Genomic DNA, 23,141 nt, shown 5'->3' with positions numbered 1-23,141 from the left:
TTCTAGAATTTTCGAAGAATAGCGTGCACTGCGGCGACCGTCAACGCTGGGAAGGGCTTGGTTCAGGCGACCCGCGGGCTGCTGTCGACGTGCGCGGCGAGCTCGTCGAGAACCCAGTCGAGGGCGTCGCGGCGCAACCGGTAGAAGTAGTTGCGCCCCTGCTTGCGGACCTCGATCAGACCCGCGTGGTACAGGATCTTGATGTGGTAGGAGATGGTCGGTTTCGACACCGGCAGCAGCCGCTCGAGTGTCGTGCACGCCAGCTCGTCCGTCTCGCCCATCCGCTGGACGATCGCCCATCGCATCGGGTCGGAGAGGGCCTTGAAGACATCGTGCAGCGGCGCCAGCGGCGGTAGCGATCTGGGCATGACCCTCCTCAGCCGCGCCGGGTCAGTACGTCCCGGGTCGCCTGCGGTAGCACGGCGTGCAGGTCGCCCACCACCCCGAGATCGGCGACCGCCATGATCGGCGCCTCCGGATCCTTGTTCACCGCGACGATGGTCTTGGAGGTCTGCATGCCGGCCAGATGCTGGATCGCGCCGGAGATCCCGCAGGCCACGTAGACCTGGGGAGAGACCGTCACGCCGGTCTGGCCGACCTGGAAGGCATGCGGGTACCAGCCCGCGTCGACGGCCGCCCGGGACGCGCCCACCGCTGCCCCGACCGCGTCGGCGAAGCCCTCGACCGCGACGAAGTCACCGGCGGTGCCGCGCCCACCGGAGACGACGATCTCCGCCTCGGTCAGCTGCGGCCGGTTGCCTCGCGGCCGCACCGTGCGCTCGACCACCCGGACCGCCAGAGCCGCCGCCGACGGCTCGGCCGCGCTGTGCGCGACCGCGGGGTCGGTGGCCGGCCCCGGCTCCGCGGCGCCGGGTTTGACGGTGAACACCGGCGTGCCGGTGCGGACCCGCGATCGCACCGTGAACGTCCCGGCGAACACCGACTGGGTCGCCACCGGGCGGCCCTCGTCGTCCGCCTCGAGCGCGACGACGTCGGTCACCACGCCGGATTCCAGCGTGACCGCGAGCCGGGCGGCGATCTCGCGGCCCTCCCGCCCGGCCGGCAACAGCACGGCGGCGGGCGACGACTCGGTGACGAGCCGGGCCAGCGCCTCGGCGAGCACCGGCGGCCGCAATGCCTCGTCGGGCACGCCGTCGATCGCGTGTACCGCCTCGGGCCCGGCGGCACCGGCCGCCGCCGCGACGGCGTCGTTCCAGGGGCCGGTCACCACCAGGACCGGCCGGCCGAACCCGCGGGCGAGCGCCACCGTCTCGGCGGTCGCCCGGCGGATCTCGTCGCCGTCCCGCTCGGCCAGCACCAGCACATCTGCCATGACTTCCACTCCTTTGTCGGGTGCTGCTCAGATGAGGTCGGGTGCTGCTCAGATGAGCCGGTTGCGGACCAGGAACTCGACGAGGCGGGTGCCGCCGTCACCGTCGTCCTTGACGACCTCGCCGCTGTCGCGGGCCGGCCGGCGTTGCGCCGACTCGACCGCGGTCCAGGCGCCGCCGAGGCCGACCAGCGCGGGCTCGATGCCGAGGTCGGCGAGGCCGATCCGCTCGACCGGCTTCTTCTTGGCCGCCATGATTGCCTTGAACGACGGGTAGCGCGGCTCGTTGATGTGGTCGGTCACGGTCAGCACGGCCGGCAGCGCGACCTCGAACCGCTCCCGGGTGGTCTCCGTCTCGCGCAGCCCGGTGACCGCGCCGCCGGCGACCGTCATCTCCTCGACGAACCCGGCGTGCGGCAGCCCCAGAAGCTGCGCGACCATGGCCGGCACCAGGCCCGAGCCGGCATCGGTCGAGGCCATCCCGGTCAGCACCAGGTCGAGCTCGCCGAGCCGGCGCAGCGCCGCGGCCAGCACGCGGGCGGTGCCGATCGCGTCGGTGCCGTGCAGGGCGTCGTCGCTGACATGCACCGCCGACGTCGCCCCCAGCTGCAGCGCCCGGGACACCGCCTCGGACGCCTGCGCCGGGCCCATCAGCACCACCACGACCTCGCCGCCGCCCGCTTCGACGAGCTGGGCCGCCTGCTCCACCGCGTACTCGTCCAGTTCGCTGAGCCGGCTGTCGATGCCGTCCCGGACCGCCGTCAGGTCGGCCGGGTCGTATCGCCGGTCCGCCGTGGCATCCGGCACGTACTTGGCCAATACCGCAATCCTCATGTCGCCCCTCTCGCCCGGCCGACCCGGATCTCATACTTTCAAATGTTGTTCGTTCTAAAACTATCAACGTATTGTGGGCGGCGGTCAAGACCGAGAGGGAGATGCCATGACAGTGACGGACACCGAGGTCAGCGGGCGCCGGTACACGGTGCACAACCCCGCCACCGGCGCCGAGATCGGCACCGTCCCCGACTGCGGGCCGGACGACGCCCGCGCCGCCGTCGACGCCGCCGCGGCCGCGCTGCCGGGCTGGGCGGGCCGCACCGCCTACGAGCGGTCGGCCGTGCTGCACCGGGCGCACGGCCTGATGCTGGAACGCGCCGGCGACCTCGCCCGCCTCATGACGATCGAGCAGGGCAAGCCGCTGCGCGCGGCCCGCAACGAGGTCGGCTACGCCGCGGACTTCCTGAGCTGGTACGCCGAGGAGGCCAAACGGGTCTACGGCACCCTGATCCCCTCGCCACGGTCCGACCAGCGGCTGCTGGCGCTGCGTCAGCCGGTCGGCGTGGTCGCCGCGATCACGCCGTGGAACTACCCGATCTCGATGATCACCCGCAAGGTCGCGCCGGCCGTCGCCGCGGGCTGCACCATCGTGCTCAAGCCCGCCGAGCAGACCCCGCTCTGCGCCATCGAGGTGTTCCGGATCCTGCACGATGCGGGCCTCCCGGCCGGCGTGGCCACCCTGCTCACCACCTCCGACCCGGCGCCGGTCGGGGACGTGCTGCTCGACGACCACCGGGTCCGCAAGCTCACCTTCACCGGCTCCACCGAGATCGGCCGCGCGCTCGCCGCCCGCGCGGCCGCCACGATGAAGCGGGTCTCCCTCGAGCTCGGCGGCCACGCCCCGTTCGTGGTCTTCGACGACGCCGACCCGAAGCACGCCGCCAAGGGCGCCGCCCTGGTCAAGTTCCTCAACGCCGGCCAGGCCTGCATCTGCCCGAACCGCATCTACGTGCAGCGCGGCATCCTCGAGCCGTTCCTCGAGACCCTGGTGGCGCGGGTCGCCGGGATGCGGGTCGGCGACGGGCTCGCCGACGGCGTGGCGGTCGGACCGCTGATCGACGAGGCCGCGCTGGCAAAGATGGAACGCCAGGTGGCCGACGCGCGGGCGAAGGGCGCCGAGGTCCTGCTCGGCGGGGCCCGGGCGACCGGGGACGACCTGGCCGCCGGCCACTTCTTCCAGCCGACCGTGCTCACCGGCATCACCCGGGACATGGACATCTACCACGAGGAGACGTTCGGCCCGATCGCGCCGGTCATCCCGTTCGACACCGAGGCCGAGGTCGTCGAGCTGGCCAACGACACCCGGTACGGCCTGGCGTCGTACGTCTACACCCGCGACCTCGACCGGGCCGTACGCGTCGCCGAGCAGTTGCAGTTCGGCATCGTCGGCGTGAACGACATCAACCCGACCGCGGCCGCTGCCCCGTTCGGCGGGGTGAAGGACAGCGGACTCGGCCGCGAGGGCGGACCGGCCGGTATCGAGGAGTACCTCGACACCAAGCTGGTGGGGATCTCGGTCGCCCGATGAGGCCGGCCGGCGCGGACCGGTCCACCATCGTGGTGGCCCTGCTGATCACGCTGACCGTGCACGCCGGCTGCACCAACTACGGACTACCGCTCTACCTCGAGCACCTGACCACCGACCGGGGGCTGTCGCTGAGCGGGGTCTCGGCCGGCACCTCGGTCTTCTTCATCGCCGGCGCCCTGGCCGCGGCCCCGATGGGCGTGGTGCTGACGCGGGTCGACCCGCGCACCGTGATGGCCTTCGGCGGGGTGCTCGGCGGCGCCTCGCTCGGGCTGCTCGGGCAGGCGCACACGCTCTGGCACGCGTACGCCTGCTATGCCGGGATGGGCGCGGCGTTCACCGCCTGCGGTTATCTGCCGGGGTCCACCGCGGTGCTGCGGCTGACCCCGCCCGGCCGGCGGGCGCGGTCGCTCGCGGTCTCGTCGATCGGCCTGTCGGCGGGCGGTTTCGTGGTCACCCCGATCTCCAGCGTGCTGCTCGACCGGCAGCCGCTCGGGACGGCCATGGCCATTCTCGGCGTCGCGTACGCGGTGATCACGACGACCGCGGTGCTGACTCTGATGCCCCGGACCAAGCACGCGACGCCGGACACCGGCGTGCCGCCCGTCGACGCGGAAACGGTCCCGCATCCGCGGGAGGTGAGCTTCCCGGACGCGGTTCGCTCGCCCGTCCTGTGGCTGCTGACGGGCGGCTTCGTGCTGTTCGCCGCCGCGCAGATCGGCGCCACCACGCACATCGTCCGGCTGGCGACCGGCCGCGGACTGGATCCGGGCGTCTGGCTGGTGCCGCTGGTGACCCTCGCCGCGGTGGGCGGGCGGGTGATCGCCGGCCTGGCACTGTCCCGGATGTCGCTGTGGACGGTGGTGGGCGGCGTCTTCGCCGTGGAGGTGCTGGCCGATGTGACCCTCGGGTTCGCCTCCTCGGTGGGGTGGCTGGCGGCCGGCGCGGTGCTGCTCGGCATCGCGATCGGGCACACCCCGGTGGTGCAGCCGCTCACCGCGGTGGAGGCGTTCGGAGTGCGCGACTACGCCCGGATCGCCGCGCTGTTCCAGCTGGTGATGTCGCTCGGCCTCGGCGCCGGACCGCTGCTGGTCTCCCTGGTGCACGACGGGACGGCCGGTCCATGGGGCGGTTACCGGGCCGGCTACCTGGTGCTGGCCGGCTGTGCGGTGGGCGCGGTGGTCGTGCTCCGGCTGATGGTCGCCGGGCTACGGCGCGACGTGCGGGCCCAGCCAGTCGCGTAGCACCTCGGCGGTGTGCTCGCCGACCCGCGGGGACGGCCGCCGGACCCGCACGTCGGTCCGGCCGAACCGGTGGATCGGCGCGGGATATTCCAGCGGCCCCAGGTCGGGGTGGTCGACCTCGACGACGAAGCCCCGGCTGCGGTGCTGCGCGTCGAGGTAGAGGTCCTCGCTGTCGTGCACCGCGCCGGCGGCCAGGCCGGCCCGCTGCGCGGCGAACATGGCCTGGTGCGGTGTCCGGGTCGCGCACCAGGAGGCGAACGCGGCCCGCAGCCCGGCCACCGCGGCCGGTTCGCCCCAGCGTTCGGCGAGCGCCGGCTCGCCGAGCAGGGCGCAGGCCAGCCGCCAGTCCTCGTCGTCCTCCAGCTCGACGGCGAGCCACTCGTCGTGCCCCCGGCACGCGAACACCCCGGACAGCGGCGAGCCGGGCACCTCGTTCGGACCAGGCCAGCCGGCCCCGCCGTTGACCAGATAGTCCAGGTAGAGCGGCGCCATGAGCGCGCCACCGGCCTCGGTCTGGGCCAGGTCGACGGCGACGCCCCCGCCGGTCCGGTCGCGGTGCGCCAGCCCGGCGAAGACCGCGATCAGGGCATGCCCGACGGCGGTGTAGTCGAACTGGGTGCCGTGCGGCGCCCAGACCCGGCTCAGCCCGAGGAACGCGTTGATGTTGCTGCCGTAGGCCAGGTGATGGGCGCGCGGGCCGGTCCGCCCGTAGCCGGAGACCGAGACGTGCACCAGGGCCGGGTTGAGGTGGCGCAGGCGGCCGGCATCCAGGCCCCACCGGTCCAGCACCCCGGTGGCGAAGTTGTCGACGAGCACGTCCGCGACGGCCAGCAGCCGGCCGAACCGGTCCAGGTCGCCGGGATCCTTCATGTCCAGCGCCACGTCCCGGACGCTGCGCGAGTAACCGGCGAACATGATGTTGGTCTCGGCGCCGGACGGCTCGACCACCCGCGGCAGATCAGGATAGATCCGCACCCGCAGCGGGTCCGGACGCCCGGGGGCCTCCACCTTGATCACGTCGGCGCCCAGCTCGGCGAGGGTCATCGCGGTGACGTTGCCGGCGATCGCGGTGCCGAAGGAGATCACCTTCAGCCCGGCGAGGCCCTTCTCAGACAAGGCCGTCCTCCCGCCAGGCGGCCAGCTCGGCCGGTTCGTGCCCGAGCTCGCCGCAGTACACCACGGTGTTGTGCTCGCCCAGCAGCGGCGCACGACGGCGATGCGTCAGCAGGGCCGGGGCGGATCGGAACGGGTCGCCCGGGGTGCGGATGGTCCCCAGCACCGGATGGGCCGCCCGACGCCAGTAACCGCGCGCCCGCGGCTGCGGGTCCTCGACGAAGCCGGCCGGCGAGTTCACCGCGGCGCACGGAATGCCGAGTTTCTGGCCCCGCTCCACCACCTCGTCGACCCGCATCGCGAGCAGCCGCGGGCCAACCAGCGCAGCGATCTCGGTCCCCCGGGCCAGCCGTTCGCCGCGGTCGTCGAGCGCCGGATCGGCCAGTTCCGGCGGCGAGCCGAGCAGGCGGACGACGCCGCGCCAGTGCGGCGGGTTGTGCACGAGAAGTTCCACCTCGCCGTCGAGACACTGCCAGACGCCGGTCGGTGGCGCCTGCCGCGCCGGGGTGCGGCCGGCGATCTCGAAACTGGCCGCGTACCGGTCGAGCTGGTCGTCCTGCGCCCCGAGCAGCTCGTGCAGGGACAGCTCGACGAACTGGCCGCCGGCGACCGGCCGGTCGCGCAGCCCGGCGAGGACCGCCACCGCCGCCTGCATGGCCAGCTGATCGTGCATCTGCTGGTAGGGCACGGCGACCGGCTCACCGTCCGGCGTTCCCATCCGCTTCATCAGACCCCCCATGGCGTACGAGGTGAAATGCGTGGCCCGCAGATCGCGCAGGGGGCCGTCGAGCCCGTACGGCGTCAGGCACACCACCACCGCAGTCGTGGACGCCCAGGACAGCGCCCGGGCGGCGCGATCCAGGCCGGCCACGGGTGTGCGCTTCGACGGCGCGAGCACGACAGCGTCGGCGCCCGCGGCCAGCTCGGTGAGCAGCGGCACCGCCTCGTCCCGACCGGCGTCCAGCGTTATCCCGCGCTTGCCGGCCTGGTAGTACGCGAAGACGAGGCTCGCCTCCGGCCCCTCGATCCCGGCCCGCAGCGGCGGACGCCGGCGCTGCCGGTCGCCGGCGGGCGGCTCGATCTTGATCACGTCGGCGCCCAGCTCACCGAGCAGACGGGTGCCGTAACCGCCCATCTCGCCACCGAGATCGAGCACCCGCACACCGTCCAGCGGACCCGGACCGATCATGGCCACCTCCGGAAATTGACGGCATCGGCACCGCTCGCTAAAGTTCGATCTGTTGAAAGTTTTCGAACGATCATACTTTAATCCGGGGAGGACGGCATGACTGACGACGTCGCCGAACGCACGAACATCTCCGCGGCGATGCAGGCCTCGGTCGGCAAGGTGCTGGGCCGGCGGGTCTCCTATCCCGTCGCCGAGTCCGACATCCGCCGCTGGGCCATCGCGGTGAACTACCCGCAGCGGCCGCCGCGGGAGTACTGGGACGAGCGGCACGCGGCCGCCGGCGGGCACGGCGGGATCGTGGCGCCATTGGACTTCAATCCGTTCGCCTGGCTGACCCGGGAGCCCGGCTTCGCCACCGGCGAGGTGGGCGACAACGACCCGGACAACACCGAGAAGGCGCTCGGCATCGACGGCCCGGGCCTGAAGTTCCAGCTCAACGGCGGCATGTCGGTCGCCTACGGCGTGCGCATGCGGCCCGGCGACGTCATCACGTCGGTCTCGCGGCTGGCCGGTTACCGCGAGCGCAGCGGCCGGCTCGGCCTGATGTTGATGAGCACGACCGAGGACACCTGGACCAACCAGCGCGGCGAGACGGTGAAGAAACTCGCCGTGACGCTGATCCGCTACTGACCGACCCATCCGGAAGGAGGCATCATGTCCGATCTGACGACCCACGCCGACCTGAAGCCCGGCACCGCACTGCCGTCGCTGCAATGGGAGCCGGGATTCCACCACTGGAACCGCTACGCCGCGGTCAACGACGAGTTCGTGCCCATCCACATGGACGACGAGGCCGGCCGTGCCGCCGGGTACGCGTCCGCGTTCGGCATGGGCAATCTCCAGTGGTCGTACCTGCACGATCTGCTCGAGGCCTGGCTGGACGGGCGCGGCCGGGTGGTGCGGCTCGCCTGCCAGTTCCGCTCCCCCACCGTCAAGGGGCTGACCGTCACCGCGCGCGGCACTGTGACCGGCACCCGGGAGCACGGCGGCGAGACGTGGGCCGACCTGGAGGTCTGGACCGAGGACCAGGACGGCAACCGGATCGCCCCGGGCACCGCGACGGTGGCCTTCGGCTCGGTCGCCGGCACCGTGGCCGACCTGGACGACTGATCGGTTCGGCACGACGAAAGGCCCGCCGGCGCGAACGCCGGCGGGCCCTTCTCTCGCGATGACTCAGAACGCCGACTCGAGCGCGTCGTAGTTCTTCGTCAGGGCCGGCTGACCGCCGGGGAAATTGACGACCGGCACGTTGTGCAGCATGTTGTGCTCGGCGTCGGACTTGAAGGTGCCGCAGACACCCGTGTACTCGATGGTCTCCAGCGCGGTCGCCACCTTCGCCGGCTCGGTGGAAGCCGCCTTCTCGACGGCCGCCTTCAGCAGGTAGACCGCGTCGTAGTAGCTCGGCTGGAACGGCTCGGTCGCGCCCGCGCCGTACTTCTTGGCGAAGGCCGCGCGGAACTTCACCGCCTCCGGGGTCTGCAGGGCGTCGGCCCCGCAGGCGGAGACGTAGGAGATCTTGTCACTGAGCAGCGACTGCGGGATCAGGCCGCTTCGCGCCGCGCTGTGCACCGAAAACGTGTTGATCGGCTTGGTCACGCCGTTCTGCTGCATCTGCTTGACGAACAGCGCGTCGGTGGTCGCATAGCCCCACTCCCACACCGCGTCGACGTCCTTGGCCGCCAGCACGGCCTCGGTCAGGTCGGTGACGGTCGGCGGCACCGACCGCTCGATGACCTGAACACCGGCCGCCTCGGCGTCCTTCTTGATGGATGCCGCGCCCTCGGTGGGCGCCGCGTCGGAGGTGTGCACCACCAGCACCTTCTTCGCGCTGTAGGTGTCGAACAGGTGGCTGTCGCCGGCCTTGGCGTACATGTCGGTGGTCGGGCCGATCCGGAAGGTCAGCTTCGAGTTCAGCGACTCCGGCGACGTGATCGACGCGAGCGTCTTGTGCAGCACCGGGATGCCGGCCTGGTTGATCGCGTTGATCGACGCCTTCAACCCGGCCGAGACACCGAACCCGATCATGATGGTCGGCTTGTCCTTGAGCGCCAGGTTGGTCGCGGTCGCCGCGCCCTGCGGCGTGATGTCGGTGTTGTAGGACTTCACCTCGAGCTTGTGGCCGTTGATGCCGCCGGCGGCGTTGATCTCCTCGACCGCCAGCTGGAGGCCCCGATCGCCACCCTCGGTGGCATTCGGGCCTTGCAGGATGTCCATGTACGCGATGCGGATCGGCGCACCGGCGGCCACTTCACCCCCGGAACCACCGGATTGACCGCACGCCGTGAGCAACAGCGCCGCGGCCAGACCGCTCGACAGTTTCTTGAGTCTGTTCGCCACGTCAGACCCCCTCGGGCTCATACCCGGACCTGGTGTCACGGGAGGCGTCAGGCCGGAATCTAGGCGTCTTTCCAAAGACCGGTCAATAGTTTTATATTTCTAAAACAAATAGCGGCGACGGCCTTGAGATCCGGGTCACATTCTGCCAAGATCCGGGTTGCGCGGATAGTTCGAGAATTTTGGAGGCGTGAGTGGAACGCTTCGTATCGCTCCTGGCCAACGGCATCGCGAACGGCTCGATCTATGCGCTGGTAGCGCTCGGGATCGTCCTGCTGCAGAAGGCCACCGGAATCATCAACTTCGCCCAGGGCGACCTGCTGACCCTGGGCGCGTTCGTCGGCTTCTGGTTACTGGTGAAGGAGGGCCTGCCGCAACCGGTGGTGTTCGGCCTCGTCATCGTGCTGCTCTTCGCGGCCGGCGTAGCGCTCGAGCGGGTCGGCTACGCCCCGCTCCGCGGCCGAAGTCCCCTGGTGATCGTCATCTCGACCTTCGCCCTGGGCCTGGGCATCCGGGCGCTGCTGGTGCTCTGGCAGGGCACCACGCCGCGAGACCTGCCCGCCCCGTTCGGCGGCACCTTCTCGCTGTTCGGCGCGCGGATCCCCCAGCAGTCGCTGCTCATCGTCGGCGTGCTGGCCCTGGTCGGCGTCGCGGTGTACCTGCTGTTCCAGAAGACCGCGGTGGGCCGCCAGGTCCGGGCGCTCGCCGTCGACCGGGAGACCGCCCTGCTGATGGGCATCAAGGTCCGGCGCCTCTCCCCGCTCACCTTCGGGGTGTCGGCCGCCCTCGCCGGGCTGGCCGGGGTGCTCGTCGCCCCGATCCTGTCGGTCTCCCCCGGGCTCGGGTTCGGCCTGCTGCTCAACGCGTTCGCCGCCGTCGTCCTCGGCGGCAGCGAACGACTCGCCGGCGTCGCGTTCGCGGCGATGTTCGTCGCGGTGGTGCAGGCCCTGGCCGCCGGATACATCTCGCCGAACCTGGTCGACGCCTACCCGTTCCTCATTCTCATCCTGGTGCTCGCGGTGCGGCCCCAGGGACTCGTCAGGAGCGTGACCGGTGTCCGGTACTGAACTGATGGAGAAGCCGGCCGCCCCGGCCAAGCTCGGCCGGGCGATACCGCCCGCCTTCCAGGGGAAGCAGTTCCCGCTGCTCGCGGTGATCGTCTTCCTGGCCCTCTTCCCGCCGCTGATCCAGTCCGATGCCTACGACCTCGGCCTGCTCAACAACGTGCTGATCTACTCGCTGCTGACGCTCGGCTTCTACTGGTGCTTCGCACTGGCCGGCCAGTTCACCTTCGCGGTGTTCGGGATGTACGCCGTCGGCGCCTACGTCTCGGTCTGGGCCGCCCGGCACCTGGGCGGCTTCTGGTCCGGCCTGGTCGCCGCGGTCGTGGTGACCGCCGCCATCGGCGCGCTGACCAAGCTGGCCTTCGCCCGCTGCTCCGAGATCTACTTCGCGATCGCCACGATGGCGCTCGGCAGCCTCATCGTCATCCTGTTCCGCGAGTGGACCAGCTTCACCGGCGGCTACGAGGGGGTCAGCGACATCGCGGTGCCGTCGATCTTCGGCTACCAGCTGATCTCCGGGCAGTCCAAGTACTACCTGGGGCTCGGCATACTGGCGGTGCTGTTACTGCTGACCGTGCTCTTCTTCCGCTCCCCGGTGGCCCGTGACCTGGCGTTCGCCCGGGACAAGGGACCGGTCGCGGCGGTCACCGGGCTCAAACCCGTACGCCTGCAGCTGATGGGGTTTGCCGTGGGGTCCGGAATCCAGGGCGCCGCCGGCTCGCTCTATGCGCACGGTTCCGGCTTCTTCAGCGTCGAGGCCTTCAACATCGACCTCTCCCTGCTGGTGCTGCTCATGTTGCTGCTCGGCGGGATGGTCTCGATGTACGGCGCGATCATCGGCGCCGTCATCCTCGTCTACCTCCCGGAGTTCCTGCGGGACGCGTCCAAGTACGCCGAGGTCATCTACGCCCTGGCGATCCTCGTGATCATCGTGGCGTTCCCGCGCGGCATCGCCGGGCTCCGGCACACTCTGGGAAGGCTGGTGCGTCGTGCTTGAGGCGCGTGACATCACCGTTCGGTTCGGCGGCGTGATCGCCGTCAACTCGGTCTCGCTCACCGTCGGCGACGGCGAGGTGCTCGGCCTGATCGGACCCAACGGCTCCGGCAAGTCCACCTTCATCAACGCGATGACCGGCCTGGTCCCGGCCACCGGCAAGCTCACCGTCGGCGACCGCCCGGTGCCGCTGGGCCGGGCCGGCGCGATCGCCGCGTCCGGGGTGCTGCGCACGTTCCAGACCCCCCAGGTGCACGACGACCTCACCTGCCTGGAGAACGTGCTGCTGGGCCTGCCGGACCGCCGGCTGCGCAGCATCGGGGTGGCCTGGCTGCGACGACGCGCGCTCATGCGCGCGGAACACGGGCGCTGGGCCGAAGCCCTGGACGCCCTGGAGTTCGTCGGCCTCGCCGACTCGGCGCAGTCCCCTGCCGGCGTGCTCTCCTACGGCGAGCGCCGCCGGCTGGAACTGGCCCGCGTCTACGCCGGGAAGCCCGGCACGCTGCTGCTGGACGAGCCGGCGGCCGGCCTGAACCACGTCGAGACCACCAACCTGGTCAAGCTCCTGCACGAATGGCGCGGACGCGGCGGCCCGGCGCTGCTGGTGGTCGAGCACAAGATCGACTTCCTCGAGGAGCTCTGCCACCGGTTGGTGGTGCTCGAACTCGGCCGGGTCATCGCCACCGGCGAACCGGCCGCCGTCTGGGCCGACCCCAAGGTGGCCAACGCCTACCTCGGCGTCGTCGCCGAGGACCCATCGGTGCAGAACAGTCTCGGGAAGGTGGCCGACAATGCTTGAGCTGCGCGGGCTGCGGGTGACCTACGGGGCGACCGTCGCCGTCAACACCATCGACCTCGACGTCCCGGCCGGGCAGGCGACCGCGCTGCTCGGCGCGAACGGGGCCGGCAAGACCTCCACCCTGCGGGCGATCTCCCGGCTGATCCCGAGCGAGGGAAAGATCCTCTTCGACGGGGAGGAGGTGACCCGGCTGGCGCCCGAGACCCTGGCCTCCCGCGGTCTCATCCATGTGCCCGAGGGCCGGCACGTCTTCTCGGCGCTGACCGTGCACGAGAACCTCCAGGTCGGCCAGACCGCACGATCCGGCCGCACGACCATCTTCGACCTGGCCGACGTCTACGAGCTCTTCCCGCCGCTCGTCCCGCTGCGCAAACGGCTCGGCTGGGCGCTGTCCGGCGGCGAGCAGCAGATGGTGGCGATCGGCCGCGCGCTGATGTCCGCGCCCCGGCTGCTGATGCTGGACGAGCCGTCGCTCGGCCTGGCGCCGGTCGTGGTCCAGGCGGTCTACGCGGCGCTGGCCCGGGTGAAGTCGCAGATGCCGATCCTGCTGGTCGAGCAGAACGCCGCGGTCGCCCTCAGCCTGTGCGACCGGGGCTACGTGCTGCTCTCCGGGGACATCGCGTTGCAGGGCTCCGCGGCCGACCTCAGCGACCGCGACGCGATGCTCGATTCCTATCTCGGCCACGGCGCCGACGAACCCGAGCCGTCCACGACCTGAGAGGTGGCCTGATGGATCCCCGATTCACCGAGCAACAGCAGGAGTGGCGGGCCGAGGTGCGCGCCTTCCTGGACGACGAGCTGCCCCCGAAATGGGAGCGCAGCACGGAGTTCTGCGAGGACGAGGAGTACTGGAAGTTCGCCGTCGAGTTCACCCGCAGGGTCTCCGCCCGGGGCTGGATCGGGCTCACCTGGCCGACCGAGTACGGCGGACTGGGCCGGCCGATGATCGACCGGCTGATCCTGGCGGAGGAGTTCGCGTACCGCGAGGCGCCGCTGGCCAACACCATCGGCTGGGGGCTCGCGGCCGGCGCGCTGCTGGTCGGCGGCACCCCGGAGCAGAAGAGGCGGTTCCTGCCGCCGATCGCGCGCAGCGACGTGTTTTGGGCCGAAGGCTTCACCGAGCCGGGGGCGGGTTCCGACCTGGCCGCGCTGACCACCCGGGCCGAACGCCGCGGCAACGACTGGGTGGTCAACGGGCAGAAGACGTACACCACCTGGGGCAGCCACGCCGACGTGATGTTCCTGGCGGCGCGCACCGACCCGGACGCGCCCCGGCACCGCGGGATCAGCATCTTCTGCCTCGACCTCAAGGCGCCCGGGGTGACCCTGACCCCGCTGTACAACCTCGGCGGCGGCCGGCAGAACCACACGTTCCTCGACGACGTCGTAGTGCCGGCCGACGCCCTGATCGGCGAGCTGCACCGGGGCTGGAACCTGATCATGAACGCCTTCTACGGCGGCACGGTCCAGGCCGCCTACATGGAACAGCAACGGGTGCTGGACAAGCTCATCGCGTTCTGCCGGAGCACCCGGCGGCGGGGCCGGCCGCTGATCGAGGACCCGCTCACCCGCGACCGCCTGGTCGAGATGTCGCTGATCATCGAGGGCCAGCGGCTGCTGACCTACCAGTCGCTGGGCACGATGCTCGCCGGCCGGCCCCAGCCGTACGCCGGCGCGCTCGGCGTGGTCGTCCAGAAGGAGGGCATGCCACGGTTCGCCGAGCTGACCAACCTGATCTCCGGACCGCTCGGGCAGCTGGGCGAGGGCGCGCCCTTCGCACCCATGGACGGCGGCCCGGAGGCCTGGTACAGGCAGGCCTTCCGTAACCACGCCGGCGGCACGTCACAGGTCAAGCGGATGGTGCTCGCCACGCGCGGGCTCGGCTTGCCACGCTGAGGGGGACACATGGATTTCGTACTCGACGACATGCGGCTCGAACTGGCCAAGGTGGCGCGCGACTTCTTCACCGACAAGTCACCCCTCACCGCGGTACGCCGGCTGGAGGACGACCCGGCCGGTTACGACCCCGGCGTCTGGCGCACGATGGCCACGCTCGGCTGGACCGGCCTCGGTCACACCGAGGAGTCCGGCGGCTCCGGCGGCGGGGTGCTCGATCTCGCCGTGCTCTATCAGGAGATCGGCCGCTCGCTGTGCGCCTCGCCGCACCTGGAGTCGGCGGTCGTCGCCGGCGGCGTGCTGGCCGCGGCCGGCGGCCAGGACGGCCTGCTCCGCGCGGTGCTCGGCGGCGAGACGACCGTGGTGCCGGCCCTGATGGAGCCGGGCGGCGAGTACGGCCCGGCCGGGATCCGGCTGACCGGCGAGCTCACCGGCGGCGGCATCCGGCTGACCGGCACGAAGGTGCTGGTGCCCTACCTGGACACCGCGGGATGGCTGCTGGTCGCGGCCCGCACCGGTGACGGCGTGACCCTGGCCCTGGTCGACCCGGGGGCGACCGGGCTCGAGGTGACCCGCAGCGCCAACATCGCCGGAGCGCCGCTGTTCACCGTCACGTTCCACCACGTCGCCGCATCCGGCCTGGTCGGCGCCCCCTCGATGGGGTGGGACGTGCTGGGCCCGGTCCTCGACCGGGCGGCGGTGCTGCGGTCGGCGCAGATCGTCGGGGCGGCCGAACGGCTGCTCGAGCTGTCGGTGGCCTACGCCCGCTCGCGGGAGCAGTTCGGCAAGTCCATCGGGGCGTACCAGGCCGTGCAATATCTCTGCACCGACATCGCCATCGCGGCCGAGCTCGCCTCGCTGGCCACCCTGCGCGCCGCGGCCCTGCTCGACCTGGGCGAGCCGGCCGCACCGGCGGTGGCCGAGGCGAAGGCCCGAGCCAGTGCCACCGCCCGGCTGGCGGCCGAGCGAGCACACGAGGTGCACGCCGGTTTCGCCTTCATGATGGAGGCCGACGTGCAGCTGTTCACCCGCCGGTTGCGTCACTGGGAGCTGGACCTCGGCGACGAGGACCACCACCGTGAACGCCTCGCCGACGCTCTGCTGGGCTGAGGGGGCGTCGTGGAATTCAGTTACCTCGACTACGAGACCACGGCCGGCGGCACCATCGCGCGGATCACCCTCAACCGCCCCGAGGCCCGCAACGCGCAGAACCGCGGGCTGCTGGTCGAGCTCGACGCGGCGATGCTGGCCGCCGAGGCCGACGACACCGTACGCGTGGTGGTGCTGCGCGGCGCCGGCCCGATGTTCTCGGCCGGCCACGACATGGGCTCGAAGGTCTCGCTCGCCGAGCTGGAGCCCGGCCCCGGGCAGCATCCGACCCGGGCCGGCAACGGCGGCACCCGCCCGGCAGCCGAGGGCCGGTCGTTGCAGGAGTGGCACTACTTCTTCCGCAACACCCTCCGCTGGCGGGACCTCCGGAAGATCACCATCGCCGAGGTCCACGGCAAGGTGTACGCGGCCGGCCTCATGCTGGCGTGGGCCTGCGACCTGATCGTCGCCGCCGAGGGCACCGAGTTCGCCGACGTGGTCGGCACCCGCCTCGGCATGTGCGGCGTCGAGTACTTCGGCCATCCCTGGGAGTTCGGCCCGCGCAAGGCCAAGGAGCTGCTGCTGACCGGCGACTCGATCGACGCCGCCGAGGCCCACCGGCTGGGCATGGTGAGCAAGGTCTTCGCACCCGCCGACCTGTCCGGGCAGACCCTCGAGCTGGCCGGCCGGATCGCCCGGCTGGACACGATGGCCGCCTTGATGATCAAGGAGTCGGTCAACCAGACCGTGGACAACATGGGCTTCCACAACGCCCTCAACGCCTGCTTCACCATCCACCAGCTCAACCATTCGCACTGGGCGGAGCGCACCGGCGGCTATCCGGCCGGCACCCCCGAACTCGGCGTGCCGGCCTGGAACCAGGCGCCGCCGGTACGACCGTCGAAGGTCGACCAGGCATCGTCATGAGCCGCCGCTGGATCGCGGTGGCCGGCGTGTTCCTGGTGCTCGCGGCCGGCACCGGGGTCGGCTTCTACGCCACGTCGGCGTACGTCGCCGCACTCACCGGCGATCGCGGGTTCGGCCTGTCCCTCGCGTCCTCCGGGCCGGCCCTGTCCTTCGTGTGTGCCGGTCTCGGCGGCCTGCTCGCCGCACGGTTGCTGCCCCGCCTCGGAGTCCGGGTGCTGCTGCCGGCCGGGGCGGCCGGCACCGCGGCCGGGCTGCTCCTGCTGGGCCGCACCGGCTCGGCCTGGTCGCTGTGGCTGTCGTTCGGCCTCAGTGGCGGGGTCGGCGCGCTGATGGCGGTCGTGCCGTGCACCTCGCTGATCACCCGCTGGTTCGCACCCGACCCCGCGAAGGCGCTCACCATCGCCACCACCGGGATGTCGGCCGGTGGAGCGGTCGTGCCGCCGTTCGTGGTGCTGCTGATCGAGCGGCAGGGTCTGGCGACCGCGACGGTCTGGCTCGCGGTGGCAGTCTTCGGCGTGGTCGCCCTGGTCGCCGCCGTCATCCGCGAGCCGGCCCGGCCGGCGCAGGCCGTGGCGCGCGTGGCAGCGCCGGTGATTCCCGATCCGGGCCGCTTCACGTTCCCGCTGCTGGGAGCCGGGTTCGGCCTGCTGATGCTGTCTCAGGTCGGCGCGGTCGCGCACGTGCTGACGATCGCCGCCGACCGGAACATCCACGGCGGCGCCCTGGCGCTGACCGCCCTCGCCGCCGCCAGCGTCGGGGCCCGCCTGCTGGGCATACCGATGCTCGCCGGTCTCGGCCTGCTGCGATTCAGTTGCGTGGTGGCGGCCGTGCAGGCGGCCGCCATGGCGCTGCTGGCCGTCGCGGACGACCTGCGCACCCTGATCGCGGCGACGGCCCTGCTCGGCGTCACGGTCGGCAACGCGGTGGTGCTGATGCCGCTGCACATGCTGACCGCGTTCGGCATGGCCCGGTTCGACCGGAGCTACGCCCGCCTCAACGTGGTGTCGACCATCGGCACCGCCGGCGGTCCGGTGGTGCTCGGCCTGATGCACGACGCCTTCGGCGGGTACCGCCCGGCGCTCGGCGTGCTGGCCGCCGGCTCCGGCACCGCGGTCGCGCTGCTGCTGATCGCCCGGATAGACACCACCCGCCGCTGGCGGCGACCTCAGCGAACCAGCGTCTCCTGAGCCAGCGAGGCCACCAGCGTTCCGTCCGCGTCGAACAGGCTGCCCCGGACGAAGCCGCGCGAGGCCGCGTTCGACACCGGCACGAGGTCCATCAGCACCCACCGGTCGGCCCGGAGCGGGCGATGCAGCCACAGCCCGTGGTCCAGGCTGGTCTGCACCTCGGCCCGGCCGTACAGCCCGGCGGTCACCGACGATGCGATGGTCACCCCGAAGTCGGAGGCGAAGGCGAACACCGCCGCGTGCAGCGCCGGGTCGTCGGGCAGCTCGCCGGCCGTCCGCCACCACAACCGCCGGGTGTACGAGAACGTGCCGTCCGCCGCGGGCTCCGGCGGCGGCATCTCCCGTAGCTCGAACGCGGAGAACAGGCCGAGGCCGCCCATCACCGGCGTCCACCGATGGTGCTCGTCGTCGGGCTGTGGCGCGGGCGGCGCCGGCACCCGGTAGTCGGCCAGGCCGTCGGCCGGCCGGGCCCGGTTGAACGAGACGGTGCCGACGAAGACGGCGCCGTGCTCCTGAGCGGCAGTGACCCGGCGCGAGCTGAACGACCCGCCGTCGCGCAGCGGCTCCACGTGGTACGTCAGCTCCCGCCCCGGCCGCCCGGCCGCGAGGAAGTGGGCGTGCAACGAGTGCGGCGCCCGGTCCGGGCCGACCGTGGCCGACGCCGCCGACATCGCCTGGGCCAGGAGCTGGCCACCGAACACGAACCCCGGGCCGTCGGGCGGGTAGTAGGTCGGCCGGAAGACGCCGTCGGCCGCCGGTTCGAGGGTGAGCAGGGCGAGCAGTTCGGTCACATCGGCCAACGGTCGACCACCTCTCGGGAGTATTCGTCGAGCCAGCCCAGCACGTCGTCCAGTGTCGAGGTGCGCGCATCGCCCGGATAACTGACCAGGGTGCGGGTGACCCCGGCCGCGGCGGCCGCCGCCACCCCGGCCGGATCGCGGCCGAACCCCGAGGTGATCTCGAACGGCAGGCCGGACCGGCCGGCTGCTGCCCGCTCGGATTGCACCGCACCGATCAGGCCGGTCAGCTCGGCCGCCGACGCCGCGCCGAGCTCGATCCAGCCGTCGCCGAGCCGGCCCGCCCGCCGGATCGCCGGGGCGCTGGTGCCGCCGATCTCGATCGGCACGCACGGGCGCTGCAACGTGCGCGGGGCGAACCGGACCGGGTCGAAGTCGTAGTACTTGCCGTGGTGCTCGACCGGGCCGTCCGAGGTCCAGAGCGTGCGCAACAGCGGGATGATCTCGTCCATCCGCCGGCCGCGTTCGGAGAAGTCCTGGCCGGTGGCGGCGTACTCGTCGGCGAGCCAGCCGACGCCGGCGCCGAGGGTGACCCGGCCGCCGGACATCCGGTCCAGCGTGATCACCGAGCGCGCGGTCACCAGCGGATGGCGCAGCGGCAGCACGTAGACGTTGGTGCCCAGCCGGATGCGGGTGGTGACGGCGGCGACCCCGGCCAGCATGACCCAGGGGTCGTAGATCGGGGTGTCCGGCGTGATCGGCGGAAAGCCGGTGTCCGAGTAGAGATAGGTGTTCGGCATCTCGGCCGGCAGGATCAGATGTTCGGCCAGCCACACCGATTCGAAGCCGTTGGACTCGGCCAGCCGGGCCACGTCGGCGTACCACCGGGGGCGGAGGCCGACCAGGGACAATCCGAACTTCATCGATGTCCTCCGCAGTGTCTCGTTCGAAGCTGGATAGTTCGATCGTTCGCGAACAATAACAGCGTACGGACAAGCCTGGGTGTGATGTTGGCGTAAGTCAAGGCCGGGAAAGAGCCGGTGACGGCATCCTCTGATAGCGTTAAAGACATCAAACTATCTGTCCAGTGTCTCGCCGGTTCGGTCGAGGCCGGTCCGAGGAGTCAGATTGGCCCCGAAGGTAGCCCCGCCACCGGCGGACGTGACCGAAGTCTTCAAGGCCCTGGCCGATCCGGTGCGGTGGGCCATGATCGTCGAGATGGCGAAGGTCGACGAATTCCCGTCGACCGCGCTCGACCAGCTCGTCACAGTGAGCAAGCCGACGATCTCGTACCACATCAAGATCCTTTACCACGCGGGTCTGCTCGAGGTGCGCAAGGAAGGCCGGAACTACTTCTACCGGCTCCAGCGCGACGTCCTCCGGCAGGTGATCGCCCAGACCAATCAAGATCTCGGGCTGGCCACCCGCCGGCGCGCCAAGACCGCCTGAGCGGCCGCGGTGCGACCCGCAATCGGGCAGGTCAGGGCCGCTCGGCTGATCGACCATGGCCCTTCGGCTGGCTAGCCTGATCCAGGATGACGGACGAGGCGGGATTTGTCGGCCGGGTGCATGAGCTCGCCGAGCTGCTCGACCACGCACGGCGGGCAGCCGCGGGCCATGGTGGGCTCACGCTCATCCGGGGCGAGCCGGGGGTGGGCAAGACCTCCCTGGCCGAGCAGGTGGTGGCCGAATGCCGCGACCTGGGCTTCTCGGTGCACTGGGGCACCAGCACCGAGGATGACGAGCAGCCGCCGTTCTGGGTCTGGACCCAGATTCTGCGCAGCGTGGTGCCGTCGATCCCGCCCGCGGAGTTGCAGCGCCAGCTCGGGCCGGCCTACGCCGAACTCGGCCTGCTGGTGCCGGAGTACGTCAGCCCGCCCTCCCGCGGCAGCGGCACGGCCGATGCGCAGGCGCAGTTCGTCCTGCACGACGCCATCACCCGGACGCTGCTGGCCGCCGGCCACTCCCAGCCGCTGCTGGTGGTCCTCGATGATCTGCACCTGGCCGACCGCTCCTCGCTGCGCTGCCTCGTCTTCCTGGCCCGCCAGCTCCGCCAGGCCCCGATCCTGGTGATCGGCACCCACCTGGACGTCGACATCGACCCGGACAGCTCGTGGGCCTCGACCCAGTTCGATCTGGCGCGACTCGCCCGCAGCGTCGAGCTCGCCGGGCTCTCCCTGGCCGAGATCGCCACGCTGCTGGCCCAGACCATCCCCGAGCTGGACACGGCCGCCGTCGTGGCCGACGTGCTGAGCGACAGCGGTGGCAACCCCCTGTTCGCCCGCCAGGTGGCCCGGCTGATGGCCGCCGAGGGCCGGGCCAGCCGAATCCCGGGCAGCCTGCGAGAGGTCCTGTTGCGCCGGCTCGCCCGTTTCGACGAGAACACCCTCCAGGTGCTGCGCGCGGCCGCCGTGATGGGCCGGGCGGTGGACGTCAAGGAGCTGGCGGCGGTCTGCGGGCTGGCGCTGGGCGACATCCTCGACCGGCTGGCGGAACCGCTGGCCGCGCGGATTCTGGACCTCGGCGACGGGCCCGACGGCCGGCTCTCGTTCAGTCACGGGCTCATGCGCACCGTGGTGGTCGAGCAATTGCCGGCCGCCGCCCGGACCGAACTGCACCTGCGGGCGGCCGAGGCGCTCGAGCGGCTGCGGCTCGCCGACCCGGCCCCGTACCTCGCCCGGCTGGCCGGTCATTACGTCGAGGCTGCCGCGCTCGACGGCGTCGAGCGGGCCGTCCGGTACAGCCGGGCCGCTGCCGCGCAGGCTCGCGGCGCCTATGCGTACGACAATGCGCTGCGGCACCTGAGCAACGTCCGCCGCCTTCTCGAACGGGAGCCGCTGACCCCGCCCGAGCGGCTCACCGAGGCGATCCTGGATGTCGCGGACGTGCAGACCCGCAGTGATGGCGCCCGGGTCGCCGCGCAGACCTACCGGGAAGCTCTCGACATCGCCGACCGGACCGGTTCGCCCCAGTTGTACGCCCGGGCCGCGCTCGGCTGCTGCATCGACGGGACCACCGGTTATCACGCCCGGCCGGATCTGGTGATGCTGCTGCGGGAGGCGCTGAGCCGGCTGCCCGGCGACGAGCTCAGCCTGCGCTCGGCCATCCTCGCCGAGCTGGCCGAGTTCATCGCCGTCTTCGACGAGGGATTCGAGAAGGCCTCGGCCGCGGCGCGCGAGGCGGTGGAGGCGGCGCGCAGGTCCGCCGATGACATGACGCTCAGCCGGGCCCTGCTCGCCCAGCTGCACGTGGAGTGGGAACCGGGCACGCTGAAGCAGCGGATCGACATCGTCGCCGAACTGGCCGAGGCCGCCCGGCGCCGCGGCGACGACGAGATGACCATGCACGCCTACCTGAACGCGTACGGACACGCGATCGAATCGGTCGACCGCCCGGCCGCCGACGCGTTGCTGACCCAGATCGTCGGTCTCGCCGGCCGGCTGCGCACTCCCCGCTGGACGCTGCGCCGGCTGACCAGCCTGGGCTCGATGGCGTTGCTCGACGCGGACTTCGACCGGATGTGGGCGTTGATCGAGGAGGCCGCGCTGCTCGCCGAGCGGGTGCCGACGCGGGAAAGTCAATTCGCGGTCATGCACATGCGGGCGCCGCTGCTGGACGACCTGCGCAGCGCCGACGACGACCAGTTCGCCGAGCAGGTCCGCCTGGTGGCGCACGAGCACGGGCACCACGTCTGGTCGATCGCGGCGCTGGCGCTCAGTCACGCCGGTCGCCGGGCCGACGCGCGCGAGGCTCTTCGCCGCGGGCTGGAGGTGGTCGCCACCTACCGGAACCGGCGCGCGCTGCTGACGTCGTCGGTACGGCTGGCCGACGTCGCCGTCCGGGAGGACGAGGCCGACGCCGCCCGCAAGCTCTACGGAGTGCTCGGCCCCTACGGCGACCGGGTCGCGGTGGTCGGCGACGGCTGGGCCGTGCTGGGCCCGGTCGCGCTGACGCTCGGCCGGCTCGCCACCTACCTCGGTGACGCGCCGGCCGCCGAACGGCACCTCGCCCAGGCCGACGAGGTCAGCCGCCTGTTGGGTGCGCGCGCCTGGCCCACCCGGGTCCGGATGGCGCGGGCCCGCCTGCTGGCGGCGACCACCGGCCCGGGGTCGGCCGCAGCCGACCTGGCGCAGGCCCGCCAGCAGGCCGCGACCCTCGGTCTCAGCCGCATCCTGGAGCAACCGAAGCCGGTCACCGCCGCGCCGCCGGACCCGCCCCGGGCCGCGCCGGGCTCGCTCACCGGGGCCTTCCTCGAACGGCATCCGGACCACTGGGTGGTCGGCCGCGGGGCGTCGACGGTCTGGCTCAAGGACACCAAGGGCCTGACCTATCTGGCCGAGCTCCTCCGCCGGCCGGGCGCCGAGCGACACGTCCTCGACCTCGTCACCACTGCGGCGGGCGACGCCACCGCCCGCCGGACACTCGGCGACGCCGGCCCGCTCCTGGACACCCGCGCCAAGACCGCCTTCCGCACCCGGGTCACCGAGTTACGGGAGCGGCTCGACGAGGCCATCCTCGCCGGCGACGACGACACCGCGAGCGCCATCGAGGCCGAGATCGACTCGCTGACCTCCGAGCTGGCGCATGCCGTCGGGCTGGGCGGGCGCAACCGGCTGGCCGCCTCGGCCGCCGAACGGGCGCGGCTGAATGTGACCCGCGCGCTGCGTGCCTCGATCGCGCGTATCGGCGAGGCGCTCCCGGACGTCGGCGAACACCTCTCGGTCACCGTCCGGACCGGCCTGTTCTGCGCCTACGAGCCCGAGCACGGCCCGGTCATGGCGCTGCGCACCGGCCCGTTCAGTCGCCGTTGAACGGGTCGCACTGAACGACACCCGCTCGTTTTGAACGCCAACCGGTTACGAGTTTGTTAACGGAG

22 protein-coding genes are annotated in these 23,141 nt (G+C 71.9%); 14 read left to right on the top strand and 8 right to left on the bottom strand.

The genetic code is table 11. The features are described from left to right. Positions 1 to 62 precede the first annotated feature (62 nt). Genes AB0E90_RS45230 through AB0E90_RS45220 form a run of 3 tightly spaced genes read right to left on the bottom strand, consistent with a single transcriptional unit; the run spans position 63 to position 2,164 of the window. Positions 63 to 368: a metalloregulator ArsR/SmtB family transcription factor gene (locus tag AB0E90_RS45230; RefSeq protein WP_360418701.1), complete on the bottom strand. Its 306-nt coding sequence runs from the start codon at positions 366 to 368 to the stop codon at positions 63 to 65. An 8-nt stretch (positions 369 to 376) separates the two neighbouring features. Then, on the bottom strand, positions 377 to 1,333 hold the full coding sequence (locus AB0E90_RS45225; protein WP_360418699.1) for an electron transfer flavoprotein subunit alpha/FixB family protein: 957 nt from the start codon (positions 1,331 to 1,333) through the stop codon (positions 377 to 379). A 48-nt stretch (positions 1,334 to 1,381) separates the two neighbouring features. Further along, entirely contained in the window at positions 1,382 to 2,164 is a 783-nt protein-coding gene (locus AB0E90_RS45220) for an electron transfer flavoprotein subunit beta/FixA family protein (RefSeq protein ID WP_360418697.1), read from the bottom strand. Positions 2,165 to 2,270: 106 nt separating this feature from the next. On the opposite strand from AB0E90_RS45220, the gene AB0E90_RS45215 reads away from it, so the two are divergent. Next, entirely contained in the window at positions 2,271 to 3,695 is a 1,425-nt protein-coding gene (locus AB0E90_RS45215) for an NAD-dependent succinate-semialdehyde dehydrogenase (RefSeq protein WP_360418695.1), read from the top strand. Further along, the gene (locus tag AB0E90_RS45210) at positions 3,692 to 4,936 is read left to right on the top strand and encodes an MFS transporter (RefSeq protein ID WP_360418693.1); all 1,245 of its coding nucleotides are present in this window, start codon (positions 3,692 to 3,694) and stop codon (positions 4,934 to 4,936) included. Before AB0E90_RS45215 ends, AB0E90_RS45210 begins: the two co-directional genes overlap by 4 nt. Here AB0E90_RS45210 and AB0E90_RS45205 read toward each other — a convergent pair. After that, positions 4,901 to 6,052, bottom strand: coding sequence for a CoA transferase (locus tag AB0E90_RS45205; protein ID WP_360418691.1), 1,152 nt, complete (start codon positions 6,050 to 6,052; stop codon positions 4,901 to 4,903). The two genes, AB0E90_RS45210 and AB0E90_RS45205, sit on opposite strands and share 36 nt — an antisense overlap. Next, the gene (locus AB0E90_RS45200) at positions 6,045 to 7,238 is read right to left on the bottom strand and encodes a CoA transferase (protein ID WP_360418689.1); all 1,194 of its coding nucleotides are present in this window, start codon (positions 7,236 to 7,238) and stop codon (positions 6,045 to 6,047) included. Before AB0E90_RS45200 ends, AB0E90_RS45205 begins: the two co-directional genes overlap by 8 nt. Positions 7,239 to 7,334: 96 nt before the next feature. Here AB0E90_RS45200 and AB0E90_RS45195 point away from each other — a divergent pair, with 96 nt between their 5' ends. Together AB0E90_RS45195 and AB0E90_RS45190 are read left to right on the top strand one after the other, a co-directional pair. Then, complete coding sequence (locus AB0E90_RS45195; protein ID WP_360418687.1) at positions 7,335 to 7,868, top strand: MaoC family dehydratase N-terminal domain-containing protein; 534 nt, start codon at positions 7,335 to 7,337, stop codon at positions 7,866 to 7,868. Positions 7,869 to 7,892: 24 nt separating this feature from the next. Beyond that, positions 7,893 to 8,348, top strand: a complete 456-nt coding sequence (locus AB0E90_RS45190) for a MaoC/PaaZ C-terminal domain-containing protein (RefSeq protein WP_360418685.1) — start codon at positions 7,893 to 7,895, stop codon at positions 8,346 to 8,348. A gap of 63 nt (positions 8,349 to 8,411) precedes the next feature. Here the strand turns inward: AB0E90_RS45190 and AB0E90_RS45185 are convergent, their stop codons facing one another. Then, on the bottom strand, positions 8,412 to 9,575 hold the full coding sequence (locus AB0E90_RS45185) for a branched-chain amino acid ABC transporter substrate-binding protein (RefSeq protein ID WP_360418683.1): 1,164 nt from the start codon (positions 9,573 to 9,575) through the stop codon (positions 8,412 to 8,414). Between the two features lie 191 nt (positions 9,576 to 9,766). Here AB0E90_RS45185 and AB0E90_RS45180 point away from each other — a divergent pair, with 191 nt between their 5' ends. Genes AB0E90_RS45180 through AB0E90_RS45145 form a run of 8 tightly spaced genes read left to right on the top strand, consistent with a single transcriptional unit; the run spans position 9,767 to position 17,528 of the window. Further along, a complete protein-coding gene (locus AB0E90_RS45180; protein WP_360418680.1) occupies positions 9,767 to 10,639 on the top strand; it encodes a branched-chain amino acid ABC transporter permease in 873 nt (290 codons plus the stop codon). After that, positions 10,626 to 11,633, top strand: a complete 1,008-nt coding sequence (locus AB0E90_RS45175; RefSeq protein ID WP_360418678.1) for a branched-chain amino acid ABC transporter permease — start codon at positions 10,626 to 10,628, stop codon at positions 11,631 to 11,633. The genes AB0E90_RS45180 and AB0E90_RS45175 overlap by 14 nt, the downstream gene beginning before the upstream one ends. Continuing rightward, positions 11,626 to 12,429, top strand: a complete 804-nt coding sequence (locus AB0E90_RS45170) for an ABC transporter ATP-binding protein (protein ID WP_360418676.1) — start codon at positions 11,626 to 11,628, stop codon at positions 12,427 to 12,429. Before AB0E90_RS45175 ends, AB0E90_RS45170 begins: the two co-directional genes overlap by 8 nt. Continuing rightward, positions 12,422 to 13,147, top strand: coding sequence for an ABC transporter ATP-binding protein (locus tag AB0E90_RS45165; RefSeq protein WP_360418673.1), 726 nt, complete (start codon positions 12,422 to 12,424; stop codon positions 13,145 to 13,147). The genes AB0E90_RS45170 and AB0E90_RS45165 overlap by 8 nt, the downstream gene beginning before the upstream one ends. 11 nt (positions 13,148 to 13,158) lie before the next feature. Continuing rightward, a complete protein-coding gene (locus tag AB0E90_RS45160; RefSeq protein WP_360418671.1) occupies positions 13,159 to 14,325 on the top strand; it encodes an acyl-CoA dehydrogenase family protein in 1,167 nt (388 codons plus the stop codon). Positions 14,326 to 14,334: 9 nt separating this feature from the next. Next, a complete protein-coding gene (locus AB0E90_RS45155; RefSeq protein WP_360418669.1) occupies positions 14,335 to 15,435 on the top strand; it encodes an acyl-CoA dehydrogenase family protein in 1,101 nt (366 codons plus the stop codon). Between the two features lie 9 nt (positions 15,436 to 15,444). Continuing rightward, entirely contained in the window at positions 15,445 to 16,341 is an 897-nt protein-coding gene (locus AB0E90_RS45150) for an enoyl-CoA hydratase (protein WP_360418667.1), read from the top strand. Beyond that, positions 16,338 to 17,528: an MFS transporter gene (locus AB0E90_RS45145; RefSeq protein ID WP_360418665.1), complete on the top strand. Its 1,191-nt coding sequence runs from the start codon at positions 16,338 to 16,340 to the stop codon at positions 17,526 to 17,528. The genes AB0E90_RS45150 and AB0E90_RS45145 overlap by 4 nt, the downstream gene beginning before the upstream one ends. Here the strand turns inward: AB0E90_RS45145 and AB0E90_RS45140 are convergent. Together AB0E90_RS45140 and AB0E90_RS45135 are read right to left on the bottom strand one after the other, a co-directional pair. Then, positions 17,507 to 18,319, bottom strand: a complete 813-nt coding sequence (locus tag AB0E90_RS45140; RefSeq protein WP_360418731.1) for an acyl-CoA thioesterase domain-containing protein — start codon at positions 18,317 to 18,319, stop codon at positions 17,507 to 17,509. The two genes, AB0E90_RS45145 and AB0E90_RS45140, sit on opposite strands and share 22 nt — an antisense overlap. Beyond that, positions 18,316 to 19,188, bottom strand: coding sequence for an LLM class F420-dependent oxidoreductase (locus AB0E90_RS45135; protein ID WP_360418663.1), 873 nt, complete (start codon positions 19,186 to 19,188; stop codon positions 18,316 to 18,318). Before AB0E90_RS45135 ends, AB0E90_RS45140 begins: the two co-directional genes overlap by 4 nt. Positions 19,189 to 19,393: 205 nt before the next feature. On the opposite strand from AB0E90_RS45135, the gene AB0E90_RS45130 reads away from it, so the two are divergent. Both AB0E90_RS45130 and AB0E90_RS45125 read left to right on the top strand, forming a co-directional pair. Then, a complete protein-coding gene (locus tag AB0E90_RS45130) occupies positions 19,394 to 19,714 on the top strand; it encodes a metalloregulator ArsR/SmtB family transcription factor (protein ID WP_360418661.1) in 321 nt (106 codons plus the stop codon). Positions 19,715 to 19,800: 86 nt separating this feature from the next. Further along, positions 19,801 to 23,076 carry an AAA family ATPase gene (locus tag AB0E90_RS45125; RefSeq protein ID WP_360418659.1) on the top strand — a complete coding sequence of 1,092 codons (3,276 nt, stop codon included), beginning with the start codon at positions 19,801 to 19,803 and terminating at the stop codon, positions 23,074 to 23,076. The last annotated feature ends 65 nt before the right edge of the window (positions 23,077 to 23,141 follow it).

The sequence above is a fragment of the Actinoplanes sp. NPDC026619 genome, assembly GCF_040638295.1.
Taxonomy (GTDB): Bacteria; Actinomycetota; Actinomycetes; order Mycobacteriales; family Micromonosporaceae; genus Actinoplanes.
This window is presented reverse-complemented; position numbering and strand designations above follow the sequence as displayed.

Coding starts and splice junctions, on each gene's coding strand:
- AB0E90_RS45125 (WP_360418659.1), top strand. CDS start 19,801: ATGACGGACGAGGCGGGATTTGTCGGCCGGGTGCATGAGCTCGCCGAG.
- AB0E90_RS45215 (WP_360418695.1), top strand. CDS start 2,271: ATGACAGTGACGGACACCGAGGTCAGCGGGCGCCGGTACACGGTGCAC.
- AB0E90_RS45230 (WP_360418701.1), bottom strand. CDS start 368: ATGCCCAGATCGCTACCGCCGCTGGCGCCGCTGCACGATGTCTTCAAG.
- AB0E90_RS45160 (WP_360418671.1), top strand. CDS start 13,159: ATGGATCCCCGATTCACCGAGCAACAGCAGGAGTGGCGGGCCGAGGTG.
- AB0E90_RS45135 (WP_360418663.1), bottom strand. CDS start 19,188: ATGAAGTTCGGATTGTCCCTGGTCGGCCTCCGCCCCCGGTGGTACGCC.
- AB0E90_RS45195 (WP_360418687.1), top strand. CDS start 7,335: ATGACTGACGACGTCGCCGAACGCACGAACATCTCCGCGGCGATGCAG.
- AB0E90_RS45225 (WP_360418699.1), bottom strand. CDS start 1,333: ATGGCAGATGTGCTGGTGCTGGCCGAGCGGGACGGCGACGAGATCCGC.
- AB0E90_RS45210 (WP_360418693.1), top strand. CDS start 3,692: ATGAGGCCGGCCGGCGCGGACCGGTCCACCATCGTGGTGGCCCTGCTG.
- AB0E90_RS45155 (WP_360418669.1), top strand. CDS start 14,335: ATGGATTTCGTACTCGACGACATGCGGCTCGAACTGGCCAAGGTGGCG.
- AB0E90_RS45190 (WP_360418685.1), top strand. CDS start 7,893: ATGTCCGATCTGACGACCCACGCCGACCTGAAGCCCGGCACCGCACTG.
- AB0E90_RS45220 (WP_360418697.1), bottom strand. CDS start 2,164: ATGAGGATTGCGGTATTGGCCAAGTACGTGCCGGATGCCACGGCGGAC.
- AB0E90_RS45145 (WP_360418665.1), top strand. CDS start 16,338: ATGAGCCGCCGCTGGATCGCGGTGGCCGGCGTGTTCCTGGTGCTCGCG.
- AB0E90_RS45165 (WP_360418673.1), top strand. CDS start 12,422: ATGCTTGAGCTGCGCGGGCTGCGGGTGACCTACGGGGCGACCGTCGCC.
- AB0E90_RS45200 (WP_360418689.1), bottom strand. CDS start 7,238: ATGATCGGTCCGGGTCCGCTGGACGGTGTGCGGGTGCTCGATCTCGGT.